This window comes from Vibrio sp. B1-2 (assembly GCF_963888445.1).
In the GTDB taxonomy this organism is placed as follows: domain Bacteria; phylum Pseudomonadota; class Gammaproteobacteria; order Enterobacterales; family Vibrionaceae; genus Vibrio; species Vibrio anguillarum.
In genome coordinates this window covers 221,819-236,667 of the sequence record NZ_CAWPJH010000040.1, presented here as the reverse complement: position 1 = coordinate 236,667, position 14,849 = coordinate 221,819, and the positions used below count along the sequence as shown (strand labels likewise).

The window sequence follows — 14,849 nt, the reverse complement described above, 5'->3', positions numbered from 1 at the left end:
TTTCCCAATTTAATTATTTGACCCACGGATCTGTACGCGAAACTGTTTTCCATTTGGATTGACAGAAATCTCCGACAACGACACCGTCTCCATCCCACTGATTATCTTTTGTTTCCAAGGACTTTGTCTGTTATTGACTTCAAGCCCATCATCGTCATACCAAGAAAAACGGTACTCGATAATTTGGTCACCTTGGTAATGACTCACTAAACGCACAAGTCCCCTCGTATGACCATCCACTTGGTTAGTTGCAATGTCTTCAACAACCAAGCGATTACCTAATACATTGTCGCCAAATAGCACTTTTTGCGAAGCGCCATCAACTCTTAATCCTGCGGTATTTTCAGCACATCCAATCAATGAGAATGTGACTAACAGTCCCAATATCCACTTTTTCATTACAATCTTCCTAGTTGTTTATGCCAGATGGTTGAATGACGTCCCTGACGAGAAACCCACACCAAAGTGGTGCCTTTTTCCGGTACAGAAAACTGATATTCTTGCTCTCCCACCTTTATTCGTTGCTCGCCTGCATTGACTTGCAGACTGGCCGTTTGCACCAACCCTGGCAGCGTTAGCCAACTGCGCGTATCGGGCTGCTCTGTCAGCAGATTCCAAACGTTGAAGACTAAATTACCAACATTGTCATCTTTGGCCGCTTCTTTGCGCAATTGATCTTTCGCCAGCACTCTCAACACTTGCCTTATTACTATAGAGGGCATTTTCTCAGACAAGTTTCGACTTGCCATTAAATTCACATCCGTCAGAAAATGAGAAGTCAGTACTTTGTCATTCATCGTCAGTGATGAAAATGATTCAACGGGTGTATTCGGATAATAAGGTAAGGCGAGAGAATACAATGCGCCATTTCCTCTGCTGTCATACAAGGGTAAAGATTGACGCCAGCTATCTAAGGCTTTCACCACACTCTGCTCTTCTATTATAAGCACACGACCTTGAGAAGCAGTCAGTGAATGAGATTTCCCGTAGCGTTTCTCTAATTGGATTAGGTCTTCTCTCATCCCTAATCGTTTCGCAACGCGTAATGTCCCCTCTATAACCTCAATATTATCGGGAGTGACTGCCAAAGCGCGTCGATAGTCGACATAGGCACTGTTAACATCACCAGAGGCTTCATAAAGCAAAGCAGAAAGGTAAAAAAGGTAACCATTCTGCACCGCCTGCAAAGCTTTTCCTGCATCAGGGTAGTTTGCTAGTACGCTGCCTAAGTTTGGTGTCACACCTTGTGATTTTAGCTCTTTTTGCGCCTTTTCAAGTTCCGCTTCTCTAGCCTGCCTTGCTTGCTCTTGTACCTGATTCGCTCGCCGAACTTCAACCAGAGCTCCATCCAAATCGTTCTGTTGTAAATAATTCAAACCGAGATAAAGATGTAAAAAACCGAGTTCATAATCCGCAGGAACGTATTCCATCAAGTTATCATTCACAGCCAACGCACCGACACTTGTCGCCGTATCACTTAGTGAAATCAATGCCTTATCTTGTTGAATTTTAACCGCAGAATCACTCAATTCGAAACTACGCTTACTGTCTACATAATTCTGGTTAAGAAAATGGACTCGCCCTTTTTCCAGATTGTCCAGAATGTCACCCGCGACAAATTCCGCAAGTTCATTCTCCGCATCTTGATACTGCCCAGATTTAACTGACTGATAGACAGCGCCATTTTGAGCACTGTAATGACTAAACAAGTTCCCCGCAGAAAAATTAGCACAGGCATTGAGAAAAAAAGGCGATAAAAAAACCGTAATATGTCGCACGTAACGCTTCACTCAATACTCCATATTTAACTCTAATCGTATCAATCGAGCGCCCAATAGTGACTGGGCGACCCATGCATTAGCTCATCAAAAGCGGACCCAACGGGCGACCGCCAACCAAGTGCATATGAATGTGGTAAACCTCTTGGCCACCATGAGCGTTACAATTCACTATCAAGCGATAGCCATCTTGTGCAATACCTTCTTGTTGAGCGATTTTTTTTGCCACTGTAAACATACGTCCCATAGCCGCTTCATGCTCAAGTTCAACATCGTTGGTCGTCGGAATAAACGCATTGGGAATGATAAGAATATGGCTAGGCGCTCTAGGGTTAATGTCCCGAAAGGCGGTAACTAAATCATCTTGATAGAGGATATCTGCAGGAATTTCTTTACGGATAATTTTGCTAAAAATGGTTTCTTCAGCCATGAAATACTCCACTAGTAAATAGGCCTACGCAGTCACATCAAAGTACATTAGATCGAGATAAGTGGTTCAAGGCTAATACCTAAGTGGCCCACGACAACATATCGACAACCGATAGAACCGACACTAATTTGACCTTAATGCTACTGAATATAATAGGTGTGTAGTTGGATTTGAGTATGCGTGAACCCTGTCAAAAGCTCAATAAAAAACACCGTACGCGTAGCATAAATGACAGAACACTAATATAAAAAATGCGTTTTGCCAGGCCCGTCATAAAATGTACGTCTCACATTCAATACAATACTCATTATTTTGTTATTTTTAAAAACAAAACACTATTTTTCTAGGGAGAGGATTATGAAGGGTTCAGTGATTAGGCGAATGTACGCTGGTTTCACACTGATCATCATCATGTTTGCAGTAACGACCGCCATTATGATGGGAGGAATGAATCAAATTCATTCTAATTTCGAAAGTGTATCAACCACCGCCTTACCGCTCGTTTCTTTGTCAAACAAAACAAGTGTTCAACTGCTTTCTGCCGATAAATCTTTTAAGGACTTTTTGACGACACAAAACCAAGATCGCATGAATGTGATGCGTTCAGAATTTGCTAAAGCAAAACAAGATTTTGCTGACGTGCTAAACCAGCTCCAACAAGCAAGTGCAATGAACCCCTCTCTTGAAGAGCGGATAAGCCAACTTAAACAGATGGAACTCCGCTACTTTTCAGAAGCAGAACAAGCCATGAATAATTATCAGGCGATGTTTGAGGCGCAAGCTCAAGTGCAAAAATCAACTCGTGAATTTCAAAGACTTCATGCCGATTTAAGCACCGGAATGAAAGATTTTGTCGATGGGCAAAATAGTATTTCAGTTAAAGTCATGGCGAAAAGTTATTTCATTAAATTGAAAGATGCGGAATTAATCACTTCAGACGCTTTGGCCAGTTCGGATGTCGCCTTTGTTGACAAGGCCGTCACCATGAATAAAAAAGCGGTCACGCACCTCAACTACGCTTACCGAGGCTTATCGACCCAGCTACCTGAGCTGAAAAAAACCTTTGACGATCTCGTCCAAAAGTTCTCTCAAGATATTGGGCAAAAGGGTGGTGTGCTTGATCAACACAATAGTTACTTACTAGCGAAAACAGCTCTTTATGAAAACATTGCGAATTTGGCTATCGAGGTCGATAAAGCAATGACGATTTTAGACTCTTTTAACGATACTGCGACCGATGGTTTAAATGCCTCTCTGCGAGAAGCCGGGGAAGTCTATAAGCAAGGAGTTATTAAAGCGATCGTGATTGGTATTGCGGTTGTGCTAGTGGCTACGGGTATTGGTTACCACATTGCGCAAAGTGTTCGTGAGCCGTTAAATCGTATACTCAAAACTCTAGAAGGGCTGACAAAAGGAGATATGACACAGCGCATTGAAATTCGTTACAACAACGAGTTTAGTCGCTTAAGTGGCCACATCAATTCGCTAGCAGATAATTTGCACCATATTTTGGTGCAGTTGAATGATGCTTCTGAAAATTTAACCAACACAGCTAACCATAACCAAACCACCTCTTCAAAAGCACAGTCACAACTCAGCACCCAACGTGAGCAAACCGCGAGCGTGGCAACTGCAATGACAGAAATGGCTCATTCAGTACAAGAAGTAGCGCAAAGTGCTCAAAGTTCGCTAGAGATGGTGCAGAAAGTTGAATCGGCTTCTGAATCGGGCCGTAAAATTATGAGTGACAATATCACTACTATTAATCAATTGGAGACTCGCTTAAATCAATCGGTTGATGCTGTCGGTGAACTGCAAAAAATGAGCAGCCAAATTGGTTCTATCTTGGATGTGATTCGTAACATTGCAGAACAAACCAACTTATTGGCGCTCAATGCCGCGATTGAAGCTGCTCGTGCTGGAGAGCAAGGGCGCGGGTTTGCAGTCGTAGCTGACGAAGTTCGTGTTTTGGCAAAACGCACAACGGATTCGACGTCTGAAATTGAAAGTATGATCAGCAACTTGCAATCCAGCTCATCTTCTGCCAGTACTGTTATTGAAAGCTGCATGACTGATATGGAACTTTCTGTCGAGCAAGCATCAACGGCGAATAGCGCAATGGAAGAGATCCAAGCGTTAATTCTAGAAATCAGTCAGATGAGTACTCATATTACACAGGCGGCCGCCGAGCAAAGTGAAACAACCGGTGACATTGCACGCAGTATCGAGGATATTAATTTAATCGCAGATGGTAGCTATCAAGCCATGTCTCAAATTGCACAGGCAAGCGCCAACCTAACTCAGCTTGCTAATCAGCAGAATGAATTAGTCCATCGTTTTACATTATGAGTGACCGTTAACAAACTCAACCCCATTTGTAAGTTACATGTAAATTATGTCTCAAGGGCGGCTTTTAATCTAAAGTCGCCCTTGTTTTTTTGATGCCACATCGTTATATGATAACTATCGGCTTGCGCATTATTATCTACCTCCTACTCTTTGCAAGCCAAACATGAGGATGATCTATGGCTGTTCATGTTGGCATTATCGACCAAGACCCTATTCGCTTGGTTACTCCCCTGCTTGATAATCGAACGGTAAGTTCGCACATTGTCTTCATCGGTGATCAAGACCAAAAATCAATGTATTTACGTTTACACTCGGTATTAAGTCAGCGCGACATCACTTCTGAGTTTTTTGAAATCCCATCGGGTTCCAATACCTCAGCAATCAAACAAGCTATCCAGTTTTTAGCGGAAGATTTGAAAACCAGATACGACGAAGTCAAGCTGAACGCAAGTTGTGGTTTGAGACATCGTTTATTATCCGTTTATGAGGTGTTCCGTAGCTACCAATGGCCTATTTTTGTCGTCGAACCGAACAGTGATCAGTTGTGTTGGCTTTATCCCGATGGTCAAAATAATACCCAAGTGCAAGACCACATTACCATTTCAGACTACTTAACCATTTTTGGCGCACGGGGTGAATTTAGTGAGCATCATATTCCGCCACAACTTGACCAAAAACTTTACGAACTCGGCGAGCGCTGGGCAAGTAATGCATTAGAACTTGGTCCTGGTTTAGCTACATTAAACTATTTAGCGACGACGTGCCGCAAAGAGCAGCGGCTAGATGTTGCACTTTCAGAAAAACAACAAGGGTATCGTGAACTTCATATTCTGTTGACCGATCTTGTCGAAGCACAAATCGCCACCTATCAAAATGGCATTTTAACCTTCGCCAACGAAGATGCGCGCCGATTTTCCAATGGAGAATGGTTAGAAACATTAGTGCACAGTACAATAAGGCAGATCCAAGATGATATGCCTACCATTCAAGATCGCTCTTTGAATGTTCAAGTCTACCGTCAATTAGGTGAGCGAGAAGTCAGAAATGAGCTCGATGTCGCTACAGTGGTGAATAACAAACTGCATATTATTGAATGTAAAACGAAAGGTATGCGTGATGACGGCGATGATACACTTTATAAGCTAGAATCATTACGTGATTTGCTTGGTGGCCTACAAGCTCGCGCTATGCTCGTGAGCTTTCGCCCACTCCGCCATAATGACATTACTCGTGCAGAAGATTTAGGGTTGGCCTTAATCGGCCCAGATGAACTGAAAGATTTAAAATTACATTTAGCCGCTTGGTTTAAAGAAGCGGGTGGTAACGAAGATATCTAACCTACAAAAAAGCCCGTTTCATACGGGCTTTTTTTACAGTAAAACGAATTTTCTAATGATCATCTTCTGTAAAATTTGTCGGTAACGTTGTTTTCATTTGATTCCATATGTGAGCGCTGTCAATGCCGTAATGACGGATCACAATCGGCAACTGCTCACGATTGCCACTTTCACATACTGCTAATAATTCACGGTAAAACTGCAAGGCTAACTCGCGTGCTTCTGGATTAGAGAAATAATAGCTGCCGACTCGGTCATATAATTTTTTTAGCCCATTAAAAATCAAACCATAAATTTGATTTCCTGAGTGAAACGCTAAACGCTGAAATAACATGTAATCGTAAAAGTTAAAGGTTTTCGCAATCAATATTTGCTGACGTTTATATTCGTCTTTTTCACCATCATCTTTAATATGCTGCTGGATTTTCTGCGCATAAGGAGATAACTCCATAAAAGAATCCCAAGATTTGGCACTTAATAGTGCTTCACAGCTTTCGATAACATTAGTAATAGTGCGCTCGGCAGGCTCTTTGTTCACTTTAAATGCATAACGCATAAATATGGGGCTAATATTTGTCCGAGCCGCAAGTAAGTCTTCCACAATACTGGTGGCATTTTCAGCATCGAGCGTCATTAATGTATCTAATATGTGTAAACCGGAAGTTTCCATAAATTGGTTTACTTTTGTTGGCTTACCATGCTGTATAGTCAACCAACCATCACGGGCTAAGCGTTGTAATACTTCTCGAAGCGTTGTACGTGTTACACCAATTAATTCTGAAAGTTCGCGCTCTGCAGGTAAGATAGAACCCGGTGCAAAGCGACCATTCCAAATGCTCTCAATTATGTATTTTTCAGCAAAACCTGCTGGGCTTTTTGCCTTAATGACCATTAAGTACTTATCCAGTTTTCTATTTATTTGGGTCGAATGGGACTCATCATACCACTAGTTGAACGTTATCGGAAACAAACCATCCGCGAAGTTATCACAAACAAAATAGAGCTTAAACTCTAATTTATTCATCTTGTTTATGAACAATACCGAGTCAATGAAATAGTAATTTTTAACAGTTCTTCAAAAGGAAGAACACATAAGAGTAGAAAAAATAAAGAGATATAACTCACATTAATAAACTTAAAATAATCAATTTAAGCTTGCAAAATTCGCTCTTTTTAGTCATTTAGATGCCTATTACCTTAACTCCACTTCAAAATACGGCTCAGCGTGAATTTTTCACAACTCTTATGCTATGCTTACCCAACTTTGATCGCGTTTTTGACCAAAATATCGGTAAGTGTTTTATCAATAACCTGATTATTATTGACTAAAAAAGCTTGCGGAGTAGAGTGACGGTCGAAGTAAGGATTGCTTGTCTCACTCAAGGAGTGTCTTGGTAAAACCATAATCCCTAAACGGTTTGTTGTTTCGCTAGAACATTGCCGATAGATACTGTTTTCGTGTTTAACACGTTCTATTTGGCCACTTCACATAATGAATTAAAGATAAGCTGACAGCGTCTATCATCTCAACAGTAAGAGAACTACCCATGCCGATGTCCCTCGGAAGCGCTTTTCTCAAGAACTTTCTTGGTAAAGCCCCTGACTGGTACAAAGTTGCCATTATTGCTTTTCTCATTATCAACCCGATTGTTTTCTTTTTGGTCGACCCATTTATTGCTGGTTGGCTACTTGTGGTTGAATTCATTTTCACCCTAGCGATGGCGCTTAAATGCTATCCCCTGCAACCTGGTGGCTTACTGGCTATCGAAGCTATCGCCATTGGGATGACCAGTGCAGAGCAAGTCAAACATGAGCTTGTGAATAACATCGAAGTTCTGCTGCTACTGGTGTTTATGGTGGCTGGTATCTATTTCATGAAACAGCTATTGCTGTTCATCTTCACCAAAATACTCCTTGGTATTCGTTCAAAAGCGATGCTTTCGGTCGCCTTTTGCATTACAGCTGCTTTCCTGTCTGCATTTTTGGATGCTTTAACAGTTATTGCCGTGGTCATCAGTGTCGCCGTTGGGTTTTACTCGATTTATCACAAAGTGGCATCGGGACAAGGGACAAGCTCCGCTCATGACCATACTCAAGATGAGCATATCTCAGAACTAACACGTGATGACTTAGAAAACTATCGTGCGTTTTTGCGCTCACTACTGATGCATGCTGGCGTAGGTACCGCTTTAGGCGGGGTGATGACCATGGTTGGTGAACCACAAAACTTGATCATCGCCGATCAAGCAGGTTGGTTTTTTGGCGAGTTTATCATCCGTATGTCTCCGGTAACCGTACCTGTTTTTCTCTGTGGTATTTTGACCTGTGTGTTAGTTGAAAAGCTGAAGCTATTTGGTTACGGCGCAGAATTACCCGCTAACGTTCGTCAAATTCTGGTCGATTTTGACACGGCTGAGCGCAAAAATCGAACCAATCAAGACGTCGCAAAACTTTGGATCCAAGGCGCTATTGCTGTCTGGCTGATTGTTGGATTGGCACTGCACTTAGCGGCAGTGGGATTGATTGGTCTTTCAGTTATTATTTTGGCGACAGCATTTACTGGTGTGATAGAAGAACATTCGCTAGGCAAAGCATTTGAAGAAGCCCTACCCTTTACGGCTCTGCTGGCGGTATTCTTCTCCATCGTAGCCGTAATTATCGATCAACAACTCTTTAAGCCAGTTATCGATGCTGTGTTGAATGTTGAAGATAAAGGGGCTCAGCTTGCTCTCTTCTATGTGGCTAACGGGCTTTTGTCGATGGTTTCGGATAACGTTTTCGTTGGCACTGTCTATATTAATGAAGTCAAAACAGCGCTACTAGAAGGTGTTATCACGCGTGACCAATTCGATTTATTGGCTGTCGCGATTAACACAGGTACGAACTTACCGTCAGTAGCAACACCAAACGGTCAAGCCGCTTTCTTATTCTTATTAACATCAGCACTTGCACCATTGATCCGCCTTTCTTATGGCAAAATGGTCATCATGGCTCTGCCCTACACGATTGTATTGGCATTAGTTGGCCTGTTTGGCATTGTCTTCTTAGTTGAACCCATGACTGCGCATTTTTATGACTTAGGGTGGATTACGCACCATTCAGCCAAAGCAGTTCAAGCCATCTCTGCCGGGCATTAAAATATTCGGTTGATAATGAAACTTATCTAAGTTAAAAAGCTCTGAACTATCAGGGCTTTTTATTCTTTACAGGTATTGAATGTGACTTTTTTTTCTACTCTGAAACTGTTCTCTCAATCGAGAAAATCTTGGTTTTTATTACTTCTTTTTGTGGTTTTTTTTGAGGCTTGTGCGCTTTTTTTTCAGCACATCATGATGCTCGCACCGTGTGTGATGTGCATTTATGAACGTGTGGCGATGCTAGGAATTGGCGGAGCGGCTCTGCTTGGCTTAATCGCACCCAATAATCCGATTGTTCGTTGGATTGGACTCGTTACTTGGGGAGCCAGTGCTTATAAAGGTTTGACCTTAGCTATGCAACATGTGGATTACCAATTCAACCCTTCTCCTTTTGCCACTTGTGATTTATTTGTCACTTTCCCCAGCTGGGCACCACTCAATCAATGGGCACCTTGGATGTTCGAAGCTTACGGTGACTGTTCGAAAGTGGTATGGCAATTTTTAACGCTTTCCATGCCACAGTGGCTAGTGGTCATCTATGCTGCTAACTTGCTGGTGCTCGCTTTTGTTGTTTTAGCTCAGTTCGCGAAAACCCCCGTCAATAAGCTGCGGTAATAACCTGCTTGATCAAAAAAGGCATCTCGCTAAGAGATGCCTTTTGGCTGATTCACATCGCTTACTCTGACGCAAGCAGCGGATCAACATTAATATACTTACCAATTTGTTGCCGTTTTACCGTTGGCACATAGGGTATTTCACCAAGCTTAGGCGCTGGAATGCGCGATTCCAACATTGCAATAATTTCAGCGTAATGCTCAGTTCCGGGGTTCACTCGGTTGGCTACCCAGCCAACAATCTTCAACCCATCGGCAATAATACTTTCCGCTGTTAAAATTGCATGGCTTAAGCAACCTAGCTTAATCCCTACCACTAATACCACGGGTAGTTGTTCTTGTTTAACCCAAGTAGACAAGCAGTCAGTATCAGAGATCGGAACGCGCCAACCACCAGCACCTTCGATCAACACAATGTCAGCGTTCGCTTTATGCTTAGCTAATTTGCTACTGAGCACGCCATAATCAATCTCGACGTGTTCATGTTTTGCGGCGATATGTGGTGATGTAGGGAGCGCTAAAGAATATGGATTCACATCACCATAGGGCATCTCTTTGGTTGCCGCTTTCATCAGATGTAATGCATCTGAGTTGCGTAAGCCAAATTCCGTTTTTTCGCTACCAGCGGCAACGGGTTTGTAGCCAATAGTCACCAAATCCTTGGCGGCTAATGCTTGTAGAATCGCTTTTGAAGCGACCGTTTTTCCAACGTCGGTGTCCGTACCCGCAATAAAAAATGCATCAATCATCGATGTATAACCCCTAAACAAACCTGATAAGTTGCAGGTAGAAGACCTTGATGGTTTTGAAATGCTTGGTATGCCTGCTCAATTTGCAGTAGAGCCCTGCGGCTTGTTAACCCTTGTGAGCGTCCACTTACGTGATTTGCACCAATTCCTTTAAGATCTCTCATCAAGGAAAAAGCTTTGTCATACCAAACTGTGATCGAAGGCAAGTCTAGTTGATGGTGGTAACAGTGAGATTGCGCTAACGCAATTTTTACCTGATTGAGTGTGATGAAATCATTGACGTGTTGATGTGTATCAATTTTTGTCCACGCTTGTTTCAGTTCAAACAGCGAACCGTCCAATAATGTCGAAAAATAAGCCATCCCTTGTGGTTTCAATACGCGGTGAATTTGTCGCAGTGGTAGAACAAGGTCATCACACCACTGCAGCGCTAAGCTAGAAAAAACGTAATCAAAAGAGGCGTTGGCGAACGGAAGCGCCTCAGCATCGGCTTGATAGTAGGTGACGCCAACATCACCACAACGTATTTTAGCTTGTACTAGCATCTCACTGGAGAGGTCAGCACATACCACATACGCCCCTCTACGCCGCAGTTGCTCTGAAAAATAGCCCGTACCACAACCAAGATCGAGCACTCTTTTCCCTACTAGACTGTGCGGCATTTTGTCCAATAAACGGTGTCCTACGTCACGTTGAAAAGCGGCATGTACATCATAATGCTTTGCCGCGCGGCTAAAAGAATGGGCAATGGCGGCTTTGTCATGCAGCGCATTTATCTCTATCGCATGAGTTTGTGACATATTCAGCTCTCCTCTAGCGCACGTTGCAGTTGTGTGGTTAGTTGATCTATGTCAGCAATAGTGTGGTTGGCGGTTAGAGTGATACGCAATCGGGCACGGCCTTGAGCCACCGTTGGTGGGCGAATCGCGGTCAACCAACACCCGTGATGTCGCAATTGATCGGCGATATTCAATGCTGTTTGCGCCTCACCAACAAGGTAGGGCTTGATTGGCGTTAGCGTTTCAACATAGCCATCGAAACCTTGCATAGATTCAGCGTAATAAGCTTGCAGCTCAGTCAGTTTTTCTCTGCGCCAAGACTGCTGAGTGACCATTGAAATAGCATGAGTTACTGCATAAGCTTGCGCTGGCGGCATGGCTGTAGAATAGACGTGGTGACGAGCAAACTGCGTAAGAAAGTCACCCACCTCTTGATTGCATAAGATAGCTGCACCCGATAACCCTAAGGCTTTGCCAAAGGTCACCACTAAGAGCTGTGGTTTTATTCCTGCCGCACTGCAACTGCCGGCCCCACCCTCGCCCAACACACCGATGCCGTGTGCATCATCGACTACCAACCACGCTTCACCTTGCAGTGCATCCGTGATTTCGCACAGCGGTGCACAATCACCATCCATGCTAAAGACCCCTTCAGTCACCACTAATGTATGACTATCGCTGTTAAGCTGTTGCTTAAGATGAGTGACATCGTTGTGCCGAAAACGCTTCATACTGGCTGCGCAAAGCATTCCTGCTTCCATCAAAGAGGCGTGGTTAAGTTTATCTTGCAGTAGCAAATCGTCTTTATTGAGCAGGCTAAACAACAGTGCCTGATTGGCACTAAACCCCGATCCAAACAAAATGGCTCGCTCATAACCTAGCCACTCACACAAGTTAGCTTCAAGGTTGCGATGGGCTGAGCTAAAGCCTGTGACCAAAGGAGACGCGCCACTACCGCAACCATACATACTCAGCCCTTGCTGCCAAGCGGCAATCAATTCTGAGTCGTGCGCAAGGCCAAGGTAATCGTTACTGGAAAAGTTAAGATACTGGCGGCCATCTTTGCACAATCGAACCTGGTTACCCCCCTCAAGCTCGATAAGAGAGCGAGAAAGCCCAAGATCGCGACGAGCACTGAGCGCCGCTGAAATACGTGAATTAAACGCTGGCATCGTAGAAAAGATCATCTTTAGTAGGACGAGCTGCCACCCGTTTTACGACACGTTCAAGCAACTCACTTTCTGCAATTTCATCCGGTTTTTGGCTCACTTGTTGGCTATTGATACCCAGTTTTTTAAATAACTGCATATCGCTATCTTCATCAGGATTAGGAGTCGTTAGCAACTTGCAACCGTAGAAAATGGAGTTTGCACCTGCCATAAAGCACAGCGCTTGCATCTGCTCATTCATATTTTCACGTCCAGCCGATAAACGCACCGCCGATTGTGGCATCATGATGCGAGCAACGGCGATCAGACGAATAAAATCAAACGCTTCGACATCTTCGGCTTGCTCTAACGGTGTACCTTTCACTTTGACCAGCATATTAATCGGTACACTTTCAGGATGGGTTGGCAAGTTCGCTAATTCCACCAACAAACCAGCGCGGTCATTGGCGCTCTCTCCCATACCGATAATTCCCCCAGAGCAGATCTTCATTCCTGCATCGCGCACGTGCGATAAGGTATCAAGGCGATCTTGATAGGTTCGGGTGGTGATAATGTTGCCATAGTATTCAGGTGAGGTATCTAGGTTGTGGTTGTAATAATCAAGCCCTGCACTGGCCAACTCGCTTGCTTGATCAGGCGTTAGCATGCCCAACGTCATACACGTTTCCAAGCCCATCTCTTTCACGCCACTGATCATCTCTTTCAAGAGAGGCATATCACGCGCTTTCGGGTTTTTCCACGCCGCTCCCATACAAAAGCGGGTCGAGCCAGAGCGCTTCGCTTTTTGCGCCGCGTCTAACACCCGCTCGACTTCCATCAACCGTTCTTTATCAACATCAGTCCGGTAATGCGCACTCTGCGGGCAATATTTACAATCTTCAGGACACGCCCCCGTCTTAATAGAAAGTAACGTGCTGACCTGAACATAATTTTTGGGATGGTATTGACGATGTACTTGCTGCGCTTCAAACAGTAGATCCATAAACGGCTTTTCGACCAGTGCGCTCACCTCAGCAACGGTCCAGTTATGACGAACTTCCACATCTCTTCCTTATTCAGTTTTATTATTTTGTTGCTTGGCTAGTCTACTGACAAGCGATAAACTGTCAACAACCAAAGAAAACACAAGTTTACTAACGGTTAATTTTCAAACAAACCTAGCAATATGGACTGATCATGGATTTACTCTTCGACCGCCAACATATCTGGCATCCCTACACTTCAACGCTGACGCCATTGACTTGCTATCCCGTCACTCACGCTCAAGGTGTCCATATTTATTTGGAAGATGGGCGACGCTTGATTGATGGAATGTCCTCTTGGTGGGCAACTATTCATGGTTATAACCATCCACACCTTAATTACGCTGCGCATCAGCAAATTGATAAAATGTCACACGTGATGTTTGGCGGTATCACACATCAACCCGCCATTACGCTTTGTAAAAAATTACTGGCATTAGCGCCAAGCAATCTTGAGCACGTATTTTTAGCCGATTCTGGCTCCGTCGCCGTGGAGGTCAGTTTAAAAATGGCGCTGCAATACTGGCATGCAAAAGGTCAACCACGAGCGAAATTTCTCACCTTACGTCATGGCTATCACGGCGATACGTTTGCCGCAATGTCAGTCACTGACCCAGATAACTCGATGCATTCGCTCTACAAAGGTTTTTTGCCGCAGCATATTTTTGCCGATTCGCCAACTTGCGGTTTTTGGGATGAGTGGGATGAACGCGATCTCGATGATTTTCGAGAGAAAATAATGCACGCTCATCAAGAGCTTGCGGCGGTGATTTTAGAACCAATTGTGCAAGGTGCTGGCGGTATGCGTATCTATCATCCTCAGTTTTTAAAAGGCGTGCGCGCACTTTGCGATCAATATGGTTTGCTACTGATTGCCGATGAGATTGCAACTGGATTTGGCCGTACTGGAAAGCTCTTCGCCTGTGAGCACGCTAATATCGCGCCTGATATTTTATGTGTCGGCAAGGCCTTAACGGGTGGCTATATGACGCTTTCGGCCACACTGGCGACCAAGCAAGTCGCCGATACGGTTTGTTCTGGCGAAGCGGGCTGCTTTATGCATGGGCCAACCTTTATGGCTAACCCATTGGCGTGCGCCGTCGCCTGCGCTAGCTTAGAGCTCATCGAACAGGGCGATTGGCAACAGCAAACCCAGCGTATTGAAGCACAATTTGCTCATTTACTGCCCATGCTTAACCGTTTTGAGATGGTAAAAGAGACGCGCTGGCTGGGCGCTATCGGCGTGATTGAAACGCATCGCCCTGCCAATATGGAAATCATTCAAGCGCTATTTGTTGAACAAGGGGTCTGGATCCGTCCTTTTGGCTGTTTAATCTATGTGATGCCACCGTTTATTAGCCAAATAGATGACATTGAAAAACTGATCAACGCTGTAGCGGTGGCATTGCAAAATTCGCAATGCTTTCAAATCGATGGGGCTTAAATAGAACCGACACATACTATTGATGCATAAAAAAACCGACT

General features: G+C 44.0%; 13 protein-coding genes. 5 read left to right on the top strand and 8 right to left on the bottom strand.

What is annotated here, in order from left to right; translation table 11 throughout:
* Nucleotides 1-9: 9 nt before the first annotated feature.
* The 3 genes from AACQ75_RS12655 to hinT form a co-directional block, all read right to left on the bottom strand.
* Entirely contained in the window at nt 10-399 is a 390-nt protein-coding gene (locus AACQ75_RS12655) for a YcfL family protein (RefSeq protein WP_013856520.1), read from the bottom strand.
* Nucleotides 399-1,790, bottom strand: coding sequence for a COG3014 family protein (locus AACQ75_RS12650; protein WP_017042311.1), 1,392 nt, complete (start codon nt 1,788-1,790; stop codon nt 399-401). The genes AACQ75_RS12655 and AACQ75_RS12650 overlap by 1 nt, the downstream gene beginning before the upstream one ends.
* A gap of 67 nt (nt 1,791-1,857) precedes the next feature.
* Nucleotides 1,858-2,208: a purine nucleoside phosphoramidase gene (hinT, locus tag AACQ75_RS12645; RefSeq protein WP_026028145.1), complete on the bottom strand. Its 351-nt coding sequence runs from the start codon at nt 2,206-2,208 to the stop codon at nt 1,858-1,860.
* A gap of 357 nt (nt 2,209-2,565) precedes the next feature.
* Between hinT and AACQ75_RS12640 the strand changes: the two genes are divergently transcribed.
* Together AACQ75_RS12640 and AACQ75_RS12635 are read left to right on the top strand one after the other, a co-directional pair.
* Nucleotides 2,566-4,557, top strand: coding sequence for a methyl-accepting chemotaxis protein (locus AACQ75_RS12640; RefSeq protein ID WP_026027184.1), 1,992 nt, complete (start codon nt 2,566-2,568; stop codon nt 4,555-4,557).
* A gap of 176 nt (nt 4,558-4,733) precedes the next feature.
* The gene (locus AACQ75_RS12635) at nt 4,734-5,894 is read left to right on the top strand and encodes a DUF1887 family protein (protein ID WP_013856516.1); all 1,161 of its coding nucleotides are present in this window, start codon (nt 4,734-4,736) and stop codon (nt 5,892-5,894) included.
* 52 nt (nt 5,895-5,946) lie between these two features.
* Here the strand turns inward: AACQ75_RS12635 and fadR are convergent, their stop codons facing one another.
* The gene (fadR, locus tag AACQ75_RS12630; protein WP_010319711.1) at nt 5,947-6,786 is read right to left on the bottom strand and encodes a fatty acid metabolism transcriptional regulator FadR; all 840 of its coding nucleotides are present in this window, start codon (nt 6,784-6,786) and stop codon (nt 5,947-5,949) included.
* A gap of 655 nt (nt 6,787-7,441) precedes the next feature.
* Here fadR and nhaB point away from each other — a divergent pair.
* Nucleotides 7,442-9,031: a Na(+)/H(+) antiporter NhaB gene (gene nhaB / locus AACQ75_RS12625; RefSeq protein ID WP_013856514.1), complete on the top strand. Its 1,590-nt coding sequence runs from the start codon at nt 7,442-7,444 to the stop codon at nt 9,029-9,031.
* 75 nt (nt 9,032-9,106) lie between these two features.
* A complete protein-coding gene (gene dsbB / locus AACQ75_RS12620) occupies nt 9,107-9,646 on the top strand; it encodes a disulfide bond formation protein DsbB (protein WP_069212015.1) in 540 nt (179 codons plus the stop codon).
* A 61-nt stretch (nt 9,647-9,707) separates the two neighbouring features.
* On the opposite strand, the gene bioD is transcribed toward dsbB, so the two are convergent.
* From bioD to bioB, 4 genes are read right to left on the bottom strand one after another with little or no spacing between them, the layout of a single operon-like run.
* Entirely contained in the window at nt 9,708-10,394 is a 687-nt protein-coding gene (gene bioD, locus AACQ75_RS12615) for a dethiobiotin synthase (RefSeq protein ID WP_038148451.1), read from the bottom strand.
* Nucleotides 10,391-11,194, bottom strand: a complete 804-nt coding sequence (gene bioC / locus AACQ75_RS12610) for a malonyl-ACP O-methyltransferase BioC (RefSeq protein WP_088732660.1) — start codon at nt 11,192-11,194, stop codon at nt 10,391-10,393. The genes bioD and bioC overlap by 4 nt, the downstream gene beginning before the upstream one ends.
* Nucleotides 11,195-11,196: 2 nt before the next feature.
* Nucleotides 11,197-12,360: an 8-amino-7-oxononanoate synthase gene (bioF, locus tag AACQ75_RS12605; protein ID WP_170888750.1), complete on the bottom strand. Its 1,164-nt coding sequence runs from the start codon at nt 12,358-12,360 to the stop codon at nt 11,197-11,199.
* Nucleotides 12,332-13,384: a biotin synthase BioB gene (gene bioB / locus AACQ75_RS12600; protein WP_170888749.1), complete on the bottom strand. Its 1,053-nt coding sequence runs from the start codon at nt 13,382-13,384 to the stop codon at nt 12,332-12,334. The genes bioF and bioB overlap by 29 nt, the downstream gene beginning before the upstream one ends.
* 134 nt (nt 13,385-13,518) lie before the next feature.
* On the opposite strand from bioB, the gene bioA reads away from it, so the two are divergent.
* Entirely contained in the window at nt 13,519-14,808 is a 1,290-nt protein-coding gene (gene bioA, locus AACQ75_RS12595) for an adenosylmethionine--8-amino-7-oxononanoate transaminase (RefSeq protein WP_170888748.1), read from the top strand.
* Nucleotides 14,809-14,849 lie beyond the last annotated feature (41 nt).

What these genes read in the sequence shown, in the direction of transcription:
- AACQ75_RS12655 (WP_013856520.1), bottom strand. Translation starts at nt 399, where the DNA reads ATGAAAAAGTGGATATTGGGACTGTTAGTCACATTCTCATTGATTGGA.
- hinT (WP_026028145.1), bottom strand. Translation starts at nt 2,208, where the DNA reads ATGGCTGAAGAAACCATTTTTAGCAAAATTATCCGTAAAGAAATTCCT.
- AACQ75_RS12640 (WP_026027184.1), top strand. Translation starts at nt 2,566, where the DNA reads ATGAAGGGTTCAGTGATTAGGCGAATGTACGCTGGTTTCACACTGATC.
- AACQ75_RS12635 (WP_013856516.1), top strand. Translation starts at nt 4,734, where the DNA reads ATGGCTGTTCATGTTGGCATTATCGACCAAGACCCTATTCGCTTGGTT.
- fadR (WP_010319711.1), bottom strand. Translation starts at nt 6,786, where the DNA reads ATGGTCATTAAGGCAAAAAGCCCAGCAGGTTTTGCTGAAAAATACATA.
- nhaB (WP_013856514.1), top strand. Translation starts at nt 7,442, where the DNA reads ATGCCGATGTCCCTCGGAAGCGCTTTTCTCAAGAACTTTCTTGGTAAA.
- bioD (WP_038148451.1), bottom strand. Translation starts at nt 10,394, where the DNA reads ATGATTGATGCATTTTTTATTGCGGGTACGGACACCGACGTTGGAAAA.
- bioC (WP_088732660.1), bottom strand. Translation starts at nt 11,194, where the DNA reads ATGTCACAAACTCATGCGATAGAGATAAATGCGCTGCATGACAAAGCC.
- bioF (WP_170888750.1), bottom strand. Translation starts at nt 12,360, where the DNA reads ATGATCTTTTCTACGATGCCAGCGTTTAATTCACGTATTTCAGCGGCG.
- bioA (WP_170888748.1), top strand. Translation starts at nt 13,519, where the DNA reads ATGGATTTACTCTTCGACCGCCAACATATCTGGCATCCCTACACTTCA.